Origin of the sequence: Streptomyces sp. NPDC006552 (assembly GCF_040611655.1) — a bacterium.
In the GTDB taxonomy this organism is placed as follows: domain Bacteria; phylum Actinomycetota; class Actinomycetes; order Streptomycetales; family Streptomycetaceae; genus Streptomyces.
This window is the reverse complement of the sequence record NZ_JBEXOS010000041.1, coordinates 58950-70166: the sequence shown is the minus strand read 5'-3', so window position 1 is coordinate 70166 and position 11217 is coordinate 58950. Positions and strand designations below refer to the sequence as shown.

Below are 11217 nucleotides of genomic sequence, written 5' to 3'. Positions count from 1 at the left end.
GACTGCCTTTGAGGGGCGCGGGGAACTGCGCGAGAACCCCCACCGGCCGGGGGTCGAACGACTGCCTTTGAGGGGCGCGGGGAACTGCGCGAGAACCCCCACCGGCCGGGGGCCGTACGACTGCCTTTGAGGGGCGCGGGGAACTGCGCGAGAAGTCCCACCGGCCGGGAGTCGTACGACTGCCTACAAGGGGCGCGGGGAACTGCGCGGTCAGGTCCGTTGGCGCGCGGCCGGGACGGGATAGCGCGGCGCGGCGCCCCCGCAACCCCCAAACCCGGCATGCGGCGGAGCCGACGCGTGAGGCAGAATCGCCGCAATGAGCACCTACCGCGACCTCGCCCACCGGGGCAGCGCCCGGGCCACCGTCCTGCGGACCGTCGGCACCCGGGAGCGCCGCTCGCACCTGACGGCCCCCCGCGTCCCCACCGTCGGCATCGACATCGGCGGCACGAAGGTGATGGCGGGCGTCGTGGACGCGGACGGCGCCATCCTGGAGACGCTGCGCGCCGAGACCCCCGACAAGTCGAAGAGCCCCAAGGCCGTCGAGGACACCATCACCGAGCTGGTGCTCGACCTCTCCGACCGGCACGACGTACACGCCGTCGGCATCGGCGCGGCCGGCTGGGTCGACGCGGACCGCAACCGCATCCTGTTCGCCCCGCACCTGTCCTGGCGCAACGAACCGCTGCGCGACCGCCTCGCCGGCCGCCTCTCCGTCCCCGTCCTCGTCGACAACGACGCCAACACCGCCGCCTGGGCCGAATGGCGGTTCGGGGCGGGCCGCGGCGAGGAACACCTCGTCATGATCACGCTCGGCACCGGCATCGGCGGCGCGATCCTGGAGGACGGCCAGGTCAAGCGGGGCAAGTTCGGCGTCGCCGGCGAGTTCGGCCACATGCAGGTCGTCCCCGGCGGCCACCGCTGCCCGTGCGGCAATCGCGGCTGCTGGGAGCAGTACAGCTCCGGCAACGCGCTGGTCCGCGAGGCCCGCGAACTCGCCGCCGCCGACTCCCCGGTCGCGTACAACATCATCGACCGGGTCAAGGGCAGCGTCCCCGACATCACCGGGCCGCTCATCACCGAGCTGGCCCGCGAGGGCGACGCCATGTGCGTCGAGCTGCTCCAGGACATCGGCCAGTGGCTCGGCGTCGGCATCGCCAACCTCGCCGCCGCCCTCGACCCGTCCTGCTTCGTGATCGGCGGGGGCGTCTCCGCCGCCGACGACCTGCTCATCGGCCCCGCCCGCGACGCCTTCAAGCGCCACCTCACCGGCCGCGGCTACCGCCCCGAGGCCCGGATCGCCCGCGCCCAGCTCGGCCCCGAGGCCGGCATGGTCGGCGCCGCGGACCTCGCCCGCCTCGTCGCCCGCCGCTTCCGCCGCGCCAAGCGCCGTCGCGTGGAGCGCTACGAGCGGTACGAGAGGTACGCGCGCACGCGCACCGGCGCCGAGGGCCAGTGAGACCAGAGCGACAGGAATGCCAGCCATGACGACCGTGCCCCGTCAGCCCTCGTCCCCCGACGAGGAGCCGCCGCGCCCGGCCCAGGACCGCGCCCGGGTGATCCGCCGCCGCGCGCTCACCCTCCTGACCATCGTGCTGCTCATCGGCATCCCCGCCGGATACCTGGTGATCTCCGCGAACCAGAGCCGCAACAGCGGCAAGGACAAGGAGGCCAAGTACTCGGCGACCGGCCTCACCATCGGCTGGCCCTCCAAGGTGCAGCGCCGGCTCTACGAGACCCCGATCCCCGGGTACTCCCGCAACGTCGCCTACTACGAGACGAACAACTACAAGGTCAGTCGCCTGTACGCGCAGTTCCTCACCAGCAACGCCGGTCTGGACACCTTCTTGCAGCGGATCGGCAGCGACACCCGCGACCTCGACCGCGACAAGCTTCCGATCGCGGCCCGGGACCGGTCCGTCGCCGGCTGGGAGTTCACCGGCCCCGGCCCCTGGTACGGCCTCACCCACGCCCAGAAGAAGCCGTCCCCCACCCAGAGCATCGTGGTCAACCGCTCCAACCCGGACCACCCCATGGTCTTCGTCGTCTCGACCACCCACCCCTGAGCGCTACGCGCCAGGGGGCGCGGGCGGAGTGAACAGGGACCGCAGGATGCGCGTGGCCGTGTCGCGCAGCCAGGTGTGGGCGGGGTCGTTGTCGTGGCGCTGGTGCCAGAGCAGATGGAGGGGTACGTCCGGCAGGTCGAGCGGCAGCGGCAGTGTGGTCAGACCCAGCCGGTCGCGCGAGGAGCGGGTGGCCGCGTCGGGGAGGGTGACCACGAGGCCGGCGTCCCGGGCGAGTTGCAGCGCGGTGGCCGTGGTGGGGGCGGAGGCGATGACGCGGCGCTCGTGGCCCTGTGCGGCCAGGGCGTCGTCGATCCGGTCGCGCAGCCCTCCGCGCCGGGAGACGGTCACGTGTTCGGCCGCCGCGTACCGCTCGGCGGTCACCGGCCGTTCGGTGAGCGGGTGGCCCGGCCGCACGGCGAGGACGAGCCGGTCGCTGCCGACGAGACGGTGGCGTATGTCGGGCAGGGACGGCGGGCCCGCGCTGGAGGCGAGGTCGACCTCGCCGCGGCGCAGCTGGGGCGTGTCGTCACCCGGCTCGGCGGTGAGGCGCAGTTGCACCCCGGGGGCCTGGCGGTGCACGGCGGAGATCAGTGCGGTCCCGCAGGCGGTGGCGACGGCGTCGTGCCAGCGGACGGTGAAGACCCGCTCCAGCGCCGCCAGGTCGAGTTCCGTCCGGGCGGACAGCAGGTGGTGGGCTTGCTGGACCAGGGTGTGGACCTCGGTGCGCATGGCCAGCGCGCGGGGGGTGGGGGTCATGTGACGTCCGGTGCGGACCAGGATCTGGTCGCCTGTCGCAGCGCGGATACGGCCGAGAGAGCGGCTCATCGCCGGTGCGGTGACGTGAAGGCGGGCCGCGGCGCCCGCCACACTGCCCTCCTCCAGCAGCGCGTCCAGGGCGGTGAGCAGATTCAAGTCCAATTGCATGCCGGTAACCATACAAGTGAGAGGCATGCACCTGGTGTTAATGGTGCCCGGCTCTCAGCGGGTGACCGAGATGGCGAAGGGCGCGAATCCGCTGGACCGGATCACGTGCGGGACGAACAGGATCGCGGCCTCCGTGGCGCGGGCGGTCTCGATCCCGCCGAGGTCCGTGATCCACTCCGGCCGCCAGCCGAGGTCGGCGAGAAGCCCGCGGACGACCTGCTTGGCCTGCGGGTCCGTGCCGGAGAGGAAGGCGGTCGGCGGCTGGGCGAGCGCGGCGGGCGCGGTCATCACCGGGAAGAGCATGGTGTTGAGCGTCTTGACGACGCGCGTTTCGGGAAGCGCTTCCTGGAGCTGCTCGGCCAGGCTCGAGCCGGGGTACAGCAGGTCGGCGGGGAGTCCGTCCGGTCCGTCGAGGGTGGCGTTGGAGACGTCGACGAGGATCTTGCCCCGCAGCTCCGCACGCAGTGCGGTGAGCCGCTCCAGCGAGCCGTCGCCCGGGGTGGCGTTCACGACGACCTGCGCCGCCCTGGCGGCGTCGGCGGCGGCGCCCGGTGTGCGGTCCGCCACGGTCACCTCATGTCCTGCCCGGACGAGGGCCTGGGCGAGGCTGCCGCCGACGCGGCCGTTTCCGAGAACTGCGATCGTGGTCATGGAGTTCTGGTCCTTCCGTGCGTACAGGATGTGGGGCGCGGTCAGCGGGAGAGCGTGGCGACGGCCTCGGCGTGGACGCCGGGCGCGGCGGCCAGGAAGCTCTCGCTCTGTGGGGTCCAGGGGCGGCCCTCGGCGTCGGAGATCCGACCGCCGGCCTCGGTGACGAGCAGCGCTCCGGGCAGCAGGTCCGCGCGGGCGCCGGCGTACTGCCAGAAGGCGTCGACCCGGCCGGCGGCCACGTTCGCCAGGTGCAGGGTGGCGGGCACGGAGGTGCGCACCACGAGCGCGCCGAAGAGCATCGCGGTGATGGAGGAGCCGATGCGCCGTACGACCGCCTCGTCCTCGTCCGGCCTGGCCTGGCTCGTGGCCACGAGGCTCAGGCCGAGGTCCGTGGTCGCGGACACGTGCAGCGGGCGGCCGTTCAGGTAAGCGCCGGCGCCGGCGCGCGCGGTGTAGGTCTCGCCGGTCAGCGGCAGGTGGACCGCGGTGAGCACCGGCTGGTTGTCGCGGACGAGGGTGGCCGTCACCGCCCACTCGGGGAGGGCGTGCAGATGATTGACGTTGCCCTCGGCCGGGTCCACGACCCACCACTCGCCGGGGGGCAGGGCCCCGCCCGCGAGTTCGTCCGCCACGAAGCGGGCGGCCGGGCGCAGCGCGGCGAGGCGGGGGCGCAGGACGTCGAGGGCCGCGTCGTCGTTGGCGGCGAGGGCGCTCATCAACTCGTCGCGGCTGTGGTGGCGGACCACCTCTCCGAACCGCTCCCGCAACACCGAACCCGCCGCGCGTACGGCTTCGGCGGTCTGCGTGAGCAACTCCGCTTCGGACGCGGGGTCGGCGGGCGCGGCGATCTCGGTCGACTGGATCGAGTCGGACATGGCGGTGCTCCCAGGTGAGGAGGGGGTGGTCGAGCGGACCAGGCGAAACCGTGTTCCGTTCGCGCCTGCACCTCGAAGGTAGGAGCACCCATCATTAACTTCAAGTGCATGTAAAACACTGCTGGGATGACTCCCATGCAACTGGCGCCCTCGGGTAACCCGTCAGCGGGTGCGTTCATAGGGGCGGCGTGCTTTCGCGCGGTCGCCGCAGACGGCCATCGAGCACCAGCGGGCGCGGTCGGCGCGGCTGCGGTCGGGCAGGAACAGGCGGCACTCGCCGTCGGCGCAGGGGCGCAGCCGGCCGGGTAGTCGCTCCTCGGTGGCGGCCCGGGCGAGGACCGCCTCGACGGCCGGCCGGGCGTGCGGAGGGCTCTGGGCGGTCCACCGAAGACCGTCCGGAGTGAACTCCGGGACCTGGCGGACCCCTTCGAGCAGCGGGCTCGGCGCGGCGGGCGGGCGCTGTCCGGTCACCAGGTCCCGCAGGGTGTCCCGTGCCTCGCGCGGCAGGGCCAGTTCCGCCGGGCTGCCTTCGCCCCCGTGCTCCCGCGCCCAGCGTCCGCCGCGGACCGGGTCGCCGAGCGCGTCGCGTTCCTCGCCGTTGACCAGCGGCCTGCTGTTGAGCAGGTCCAGCAGCACGTGTCACCCCTCGTCGTCCACGCTCCCGCCCACGCGGCCGTCCGTGCTCGTCGTCAGGATCGCGTCGGCGAGAACGGTGAACAGGCGGTCGGCGCGGGGGGCGAGCGCCGGCTGGTCCCCGGCCCAGGCGAGCATGGCGATCAGTGCGAACAGGTCGTCGCCGTCGATGTCGTCCCGGGCCGCGCCTGCCGCCTGCGCCTGGGCGAGGAGGCGCGCACCGGCCGCGCGCAGGGTGGTGCACGAGGTGTGCAGCGCGGACGTGGGGTCCTTGATGGCGGCCGCCATCAGCACCGTCACGCCTCGGTACTCGGTGGTCCACGCGACGCACTCGCGGACCCACGCGACGAGGGCGCCATCGGCCGGCTGCGATGCCTCGAACTCGGCGGCCCTGGCCGTCAAGTCGTGGAAGCTCGTGTGCAGCAGCGCCTCCAGCAGCGCCTCGCGCGTCGGGAAGTGCCGCAGAAGCGTCGCGAGCCCGACACCGGCGCGGCGCGCGATGTCGCGCATCGAGACGTCGACCCCCTGCTCGCTGATGACGTCGCCGGCCACGGCGAGCGCATGGTCGCGGTTTCTCCTGGCGTCGGCCCGCATGGGTCCCTCACTCACGTGACTCTTGACTAAGTGGTTCACTGGTCCATATATTCGGATCAGTGAACCACTTATGTGGATCGCTGATCCGAATCAGCGTACCCCCTGCGGACAGAAGGAGAACGATGATGTCGGCCCCCACGATGAAGGCCATCAGGCTGCATGAGTTCGGCGGCGCGGAAGTGCTGCGCCAGGAAGAGGTGGAGGTGCCCGCACCGGCTCCGGGCGAGGTGCTCGTCCGCGTACGCGCGGCGGGCCTCAACCCGCCCGACTGGTACGTGCGCGAGGGCATGCCCGGCGTCCCTCCCGAGTTCCGGCCCCGGTTCGACCTTCCCCTGACCCTGGGGACCGACGTCTCGGGCATCGTGCACGCCGTCGCGGACGACGTCCACGGCTTCGCGGTCGGGGACGAGGTGTTCGGCATGCTGCGTTTTCCCGTCCGGATGCAGAGCGGCGCGTACGCCGAGTACGTCACCGCTCCGGCGTCCGATCTGGCCCCCAAGCCGGCCGCGCTCGATCACCCGCACGCCGCCGGGCTGCCCATGTCAGGGCTGACGGCGTGGCAGTACCTGATCGATGTCGGCCATGACCATCCCTCTCCGTTCCAGGACGCCAGGCATCGCCCGCCGGTGCTGAACGGCGACACCACGGTGCTCGTCAACGGCGCGGCGGGCGGCGTGGGCCACCTGGCCGTGCAACTCGCCAAGTGGAAGGGAGCCCGCGTCATCGCCGTGGCCTCCGGGCGCCATGAGAGGTTCCTGCGCGAAATCGGCGCCGACGAGTTCATCGACTACACCAAGGAGCGGCCCGAGGACGACGTCCGGGGCGTCGATGTCGTCCTGGATGCCGTCGGAGGGCCCACCAGCCGGCGCTTCCTGCCCACCCTCAAGCGCGGCGGCGCCCTCCACCCGGTGTACTTCGGGGAGTTCGACGACGAGGAGAACGCGGAACTGGGCGTCACCGTCACCGGCACGCAGGTCCGCGCGAACGGCACCCAGCTCGCCGAACTGGGGCGCCTGCTCGACGCGGGCGAGATCCGCGTCGCGGTCGACAGCACGTTCACGCTCGCGGACGCCCCGGCCGCGCACGCACGCGCCGCCCAGGGACACATCCAGGGCAAGATCGTCCTCACGGTCCCGTAGCCCCGTGGGCCGGCCGCACCCGAAGGGCGCCAGAGCCCCGGAGGGCGGCGTGGCCTCCGGCGAGCCGGCCTCCGGGGCCGATCCGGCTCCGGTGACCGAGGGCGCAAGAGCGCGCGAGCAGATGCCGGGCAGGCCGGCGCCCCACCCCTGGTGACGGTCGGTCAGTCCCGCGCCACGTTCGCCGCGGCCACGTTCTCGATCACGCGGCCGAGCTTGGTCTGGGCCCGGGTCAGGTCCTGGATGCGTGCGGCGATGCGGTCGCGTTCGATGACGAGCTGGTCGAGCATGGCGGGGGTCGCGACGCCGGTGCTCACGCACGGCAGGAGTTCGACGACGGTACGGCTGGAGAGGCCGGCCGCGAAGAGGTCCTGGATGAGCTGGACCCGCTCCAGGGCTTCGTCGGGATAGTCACGCTGCCCACCGGGCGTCCGCGCCGACTCCAGGAGCCGCTGCTCCTCGTAGTAGCGCAGGGCCCGCACGCTGACCCCTGACCGCCTGGCGAGCTGTCCGATGCGCATGATGCCGGCCCACTCCCTTCCTGCTCGTATCCCGCTGGTACCTCACGTCGACGTCAGGTCCAGGCTAGCAATGCCGGCTCCGGGGCAGCCCCGGGAGCGGTGCGCGTTCACGCGGTGCACGGAATGCGGCTTGCACCTCACGTCAACGTCAGGTTCTAGGGTGACGAGCGTCGGATGAGCCCGTGATTCCGGCCCGTCAAAAGAAGGCAGACCATGATGCGCGCAGCACGGTTCCACGAATACGGCGGAGCGGAGATCCTGGTGGTCGACCAGGTTCCCGACCCTCACCCCGGCCCCGGCGAGGTCCGGGTCCGCGTCGCGGCGGCCGGCGTCAATCCCATCGACTGGAAGCTGCGCTCCGGCGCCCTGCGCGAGATCTTCCCCCTGGATCTGCCCGGCATCCCCGGACGCGACGCCGCCGGTGTGGTCGACGAGATCGGCGACGGCGTCCAGGGGGTGAGCATCGGCGACCGGGTCTTCGGGCTGGGCGGCGTCACCGGCGCGACCGCGGAGTTGTTCGTCCTCTCGGCCTGGGCGCACACCCCCGCCGCGTGGAACGACGAGCAGGCCGCGGGCGCCGGTCTCGCGTCCGTGACCGCGATGCGCGGGCTCGACGCGCTCGGCCCGCTCGCGGGGCGCACCCTCCTTGTCGAGGGCGCCGCCGGAGGCGTGGGCAGCGCGGCCGTCGAGATCGCCGTGGCACGAGGTGCCGCCGCCGTGATCGGGACCGCCGGCGAACGCAACCACGCGTTCCTCACCTCTCTCGGCGCCGTCCCCACCACGTACGGCCCCGGCCTCGCCCAGCGCCTCACCGCTCTCGCGCCGCACGGCGTCGACCTCGTGCTCGACACCGCGGCCTCCGGTTCCCTGGACGACCTCGTCGCGATCGCGGGCGACCCGAAGCGCGTCGCGACGGTCGCGGACCACGCGCGCGGGCAGCGCCTGGGCACGCATGTGGCCGACGCGGTGAACGACTCCACTCTCCTGTCCGCGGCGGCGGACCTGGGCGGACAGGGCCGCTACACACCCCGGATCGAACAGACCTACCCCCTGGAGCGGATCGCCGACGCCCACGCGTACGCCGAGCGGGGACGCACCCGAGGAAAGATCGTGGTCCGCATCTGAACAGGCCGGGTCTGTGTCCGAGCAGGTCACGGGCTTTCCCACGGTCAAGCCCTGAAGGTGGCTGGTCGTCAGGCGATCTCCCGGTCGGTCCAGATGATGACCATGGCGACGCAGCGGGCCGGGCCGACGGTGACCACCAGCTCCACCGCAACCACAGCCCGGGCGGGCAACCCCCGCGGGCAGCCCACGACCTGACCCGGAATCCGTACGCTCGCTCCGCCCGGCACGCGGCCCCCCTCCGGACTTTCCGGCCCTGGCGCCGGGGCCCCGGTTGGGACGTGAGAGGGTCGGGGGCGTGAGTGAGATACCGTCGACCCCCCTGCAATACCGCTTCGACGGGCCGGAAGAGGCCCCGGTCCTGATCCTGGGTCCCTCACTGGGCACGACCTGGCACATGTCGTAGAAACCGTCTTCAGGCGTCCACGTGGTCCGAAACGATGGCGTTTGCGCCCGTTCTGGGTGCCGTGACCCCGGTGCGTCGATGGTGTTGGTGACTTTGCTGTGACTCGTGGGGCGCTTGTGGTGCCTCGTAGTTGGGGCTGCGACGGGCCTCACCGCACCACGGCCGGCGAGGCCCGTCGTGTCACATCCGACCGGTCTCGTGCCTGTTGAGGGCTGGTCACCGGACAGTCGTCTGCTCGGCTGGTGCGTCGGACGTCGGGGGCGCCGTGATCAGGCGGACGCGCGTTTTGTTGTTGATGACGTGGGGTTTTGCCGTCACGGTTTCTGCGTTTCCGATAGGGCCTATCGCTCGAGCGCGGGGATGGTTCGGCCGTCGGGAACGTCGGCGATGTCTTCGCGCAGGCTGCGTCGCAGCGGTGCGGTATCGGGTTCGTATACGAGGTCCAGCATCTACATCTGGGGTCGCGGTAGCGGATGCCATATGAGGGGTCTGCTTCCCGCACGGCGTTCTTCATCTTTTCCGGTCCGGGTTCGTGACGCGTTTTGATGAGGGGACTTGATCGAGAGTGCATTGCTGAGGTCCTGCAATGCTCGTGTGGCGTCGCGTTCCGGCTGCTCATAGGGCTCGGGTGAGCATTCTTGGGGTTTGCGGGTGGAGTTGTTGCGGTGGGCGGGGCGATGGTGAGTGCTGTCCCGGGTCTGGGCCTGGCTCCTGACTTCTCCGACCATGGTGTCCTGATCTCACCCTGTCGGCTGGTGGCCGGGGACGGTGCGTTGTCGGTGCCGGGCCGGCGGGGCGTGTCCCGATAGGGGCGTGCTGTTCGTTATGGCGTCTCACGATTCTGACCGCCCCTGGGCCCGGTTCCGGCAATGTGACGCGTTGGCGGACCGAGCCGGAAGGGGAAACGAGCATGGCCACTGCGACCGTGCCCACGGCAACAGCAGCAGTTGTGCACACGTCGCCGTGGTTCAGCTGGGGAGATCGTGCTGGGAGTGGATACGCATTGCGACGCGCATGTGGCGGCGGTGCCGTCGGTTACGGGGACGGTTACGGGCAGGGGTGAGTTCCCGGCCACTGCGGCGGGTTATCGCGAACTGCTGAAGTGGGCAGGGAACGGGCTGTGTGCGTCGGGCGGGTGTGGAGGGGACCGGCTCGTATGGGGCGTCGTTGTCCCGTTATCTGCTGGCGCGGGGCGTCGATGTGTTTGACGTGAACCGGATAGACCGGGCTGATCGTCGGCGGCGCGGTAAGCCGGATCCGCTGGATGCGCAGAACGCGGCGCGGGCGGTGCTGAGCGGGCGGGCGCGGGCACGGGCCAAGGCGGGCGACGGGCCGGTGCAGATCGCGCGTATGTACAAGCTTGCGAAGGCGTCGGCGGTCAAGGCTCGCACGCAGGCCATCAATCAGCTCAAGTCTGTTCTTGTCACCGCTGATCCCGTCCTGCGGGCGGAGTTGGCGCCGCTGGGCAGTGTCGAGCTGGTTCGGCTCTGTGCGCGGTTGCCCGGCTCGGTCGTTGATGGCGAGGGCGGTGAGGAGATGGTGTTGCAGGCCACTCGGATCACGCTCGGGCTGCTGGCGTGCCGGATCGGCCAGCTTTCTGAGCAGATCGAGGACGTCGAGGCGCGGATGGCACGGCTCGTGGCGTGCCATGCTCCGCAGTTGCTCGAGGTGGTAGGGATCGGTCCGAACACGGCGGTCGCGTTGCTCTTCGCAGTGGGCGACAACCCGGAGCGCCTGGAGAGCGAGGGGTCGTTCGCTGCGCTGTGTGGGGTCAGCCCGGTGGAGCGTTCTTCGGGGCGCCGGCAGTTCCGTCGCCTGAACCGGGGTGGTGATCGTCAGGCCAATGCAGCACTGCACCGCATCGTGTCACCCGCCTGCGCGTTGATGCGCGTACGCAGAGTATTACGAGCGCCGGCTGAAGGAGGGCAAGCCCCGGCGGGAGGTCATCCGCTGCCTCAAACGCTACGCGGCCCGGGAGGTCTCCCCCTTGGCCCGGCAGCTGCCGCTCAGCCTTCCTTGCTGAGGTGTCGCTTCGAAGGGGACGGGAAACAGATAGCGCTGCTAGCGGCCTAGGTGGTCGTCCGCAACTGTGCGTGTACCCGTCAGCATGCAGGTCATCAACTAGCAGTTGAAATTGGCGGCTTGCTCGGCGACTGCGGAATCGGATGGTACATATTGCGGCTCCACATCACGTCGGGCACAGGTCAAGGCAGGAGCGTATGCAGTCGTTCGACTTACGCCTGGAGCAGCGGTCGGTGCGCCTGTGGGACCGCCACAGACTCTGGCTCA

Annotated in this window: 12 protein-coding genes and 1 pseudogene; 6 read left to right on the top strand and 7 right to left on the bottom strand. The window is 71.3% G+C overall.

The genetic code is table 11. From position 1 onward, the window contains the following. The first annotated feature begins 316 nt into the window (after positions 1 to 316). Both ABZY33_RS23160 and ABZY33_RS23155 read left to right on the top strand, forming a co-directional pair. On the top strand, positions 317 to 1459 hold the full coding sequence (locus ABZY33_RS23160; RefSeq protein ID WP_356493531.1) for an ROK family glucokinase: 1143 nt from the start codon (positions 317 to 319) through the stop codon (positions 1457 to 1459). A gap of 25 nt (positions 1460 to 1484) precedes the next feature. After that, positions 1485 to 2066: a sugar kinase gene (locus tag ABZY33_RS23155; RefSeq protein WP_356493530.1), complete on the top strand. Its 582-nt coding sequence runs from the start codon at positions 1485 to 1487 to the stop codon at positions 2064 to 2066. Positions 2067 to 2069: 3 nt separating this feature from the next. Here the strand turns inward: ABZY33_RS23155 and ABZY33_RS23150 are convergent, their stop codons facing one another. From ABZY33_RS23150 to ABZY33_RS23130, 5 genes are all read right to left on the bottom strand, one after another. Then, entirely contained in the window at positions 2070 to 2990 is a 921-nt protein-coding gene (locus tag ABZY33_RS23150; RefSeq protein WP_356493529.1) for a LysR family transcriptional regulator, read from the bottom strand. A 54-nt stretch (positions 2991 to 3044) separates the two neighbouring features. Next, positions 3045 to 3641, bottom strand: a complete 597-nt coding sequence (locus tag ABZY33_RS23145) for an NAD(P)-binding domain-containing protein (protein WP_356493528.1) — start codon at positions 3639 to 3641, stop codon at positions 3045 to 3047. 41 nt (positions 3642 to 3682) lie between these two features. Then, complete coding sequence (locus tag ABZY33_RS23140; protein WP_356493527.1) at positions 3683 to 4516, bottom strand: inositol monophosphatase family protein; 834 nt, start codon at positions 4514 to 4516, stop codon at positions 3683 to 3685. A gap of 162 nt (positions 4517 to 4678) precedes the next feature. Continuing rightward, complete coding sequence (locus ABZY33_RS23135; protein ID WP_356493526.1) at positions 4679 to 5152, bottom strand: CGNR zinc finger domain-containing protein; 474 nt, start codon at positions 5150 to 5152, stop codon at positions 4679 to 4681. A 3-nt stretch (positions 5153 to 5155) separates the two neighbouring features. Further along, entirely contained in the window at positions 5156 to 5743 is a 588-nt protein-coding gene (locus tag ABZY33_RS23130) for a helix-turn-helix domain-containing protein (RefSeq protein WP_356493536.1), read from the bottom strand. Positions 5744 to 5868: 125 nt separating this feature from the next. Here ABZY33_RS23130 and ABZY33_RS23125 point away from each other — a divergent pair, with 125 nt between their 5' ends. After that, entirely contained in the window at positions 5869 to 6882 is a 1014-nt protein-coding gene (locus tag ABZY33_RS23125) for an NADP-dependent oxidoreductase (RefSeq protein ID WP_356493525.1), read from the top strand. A 161-nt stretch (positions 6883 to 7043) separates the two neighbouring features. On the opposite strand, the gene ABZY33_RS23120 is transcribed toward ABZY33_RS23125, so the two are convergent. After that, positions 7044 to 7400, bottom strand: coding sequence for a MerR family transcriptional regulator (locus ABZY33_RS23120; protein ID WP_356493524.1), 357 nt, complete (start codon positions 7398 to 7400; stop codon positions 7044 to 7046). Positions 7401 to 7616: 216 nt separating this feature from the next. On the opposite strand from ABZY33_RS23120, the gene ABZY33_RS23115 reads away from it, so the two are divergent. Further along, on the top strand, positions 7617 to 8525 hold the full coding sequence (locus ABZY33_RS23115) for an NADP-dependent oxidoreductase (RefSeq protein WP_356493535.1): 909 nt from the start codon (positions 7617 to 7619) through the stop codon (positions 8523 to 8525). A gap of 68 nt (positions 8526 to 8593) precedes the next feature. Here ABZY33_RS23115 and ABZY33_RS23110 read toward each other — a convergent pair whose 3' ends face one another. Beyond that, positions 8594 to 8752, bottom strand: a complete 159-nt coding sequence (locus ABZY33_RS23110; protein WP_356493523.1) for a hypothetical protein — start codon at positions 8750 to 8752, stop codon at positions 8594 to 8596. 68 nt (positions 8753 to 8820) lie between these two features. On the opposite strand from ABZY33_RS23110, the pseudogene ABZY33_RS23105 reads away from it, so the two are divergent. Further along, positions 8821 to 8922, top strand: a pseudogene (locus ABZY33_RS23105) (3-oxoadipate enol-lactone hydrolase); the annotation flags it as partial. A 1173-nt stretch (positions 8923 to 10095) separates the two neighbouring features. After that, on the top strand, positions 10096 to 11001 hold the full coding sequence (locus ABZY33_RS23100) for a transposase (RefSeq protein ID WP_356493522.1): 906 nt from the start codon (positions 10096 to 10098) through the stop codon (positions 10999 to 11001). Positions 11002 to 11217 lie beyond the last annotated feature (216 nt).

Coding starts and splice junctions, on each gene's coding strand:
- ABZY33_RS23145 (WP_356493528.1), bottom strand. CDS start 3,641: ATGACCACGATCGCAGTTCTCGGAAACGGCCGCGTCGGCGGCAGCCTC.
- ABZY33_RS23115 (WP_356493535.1), top strand. CDS start 7,617: ATGCGCGCAGCACGGTTCCACGAATACGGCGGAGCGGAGATCCTGGTG.
- ABZY33_RS23130 (WP_356493536.1), bottom strand. CDS start 5,743: ATGCGGGCCGACGCCAGGAGAAACCGCGACCATGCGCTCGCCGTGGCC.
- ABZY33_RS23150 (WP_356493529.1), bottom strand. CDS start 2,990: ATGCAATTGGACTTGAATCTGCTCACCGCCCTGGACGCGCTGCTGGAG.
- ABZY33_RS23155 (WP_356493530.1), top strand. CDS start 1,485: ATGACGACCGTGCCCCGTCAGCCCTCGTCCCCCGACGAGGAGCCGCCG.
- ABZY33_RS23125 (WP_356493525.1), top strand. CDS start 5,869: ATGTCGGCCCCCACGATGAAGGCCATCAGGCTGCATGAGTTCGGCGGC.
- ABZY33_RS23120 (WP_356493524.1), bottom strand. CDS start 7,400: ATGCGCATCGGACAGCTCGCCAGGCGGTCAGGGGTCAGCGTGCGGGCC.
- ABZY33_RS23160 (WP_356493531.1), top strand. CDS start 317: ATGAGCACCTACCGCGACCTCGCCCACCGGGGCAGCGCCCGGGCCACC.
- ABZY33_RS23140 (WP_356493527.1), bottom strand. CDS start 4,516: ATGTCCGACTCGATCCAGTCGACCGAGATCGCCGCGCCCGCCGACCCC.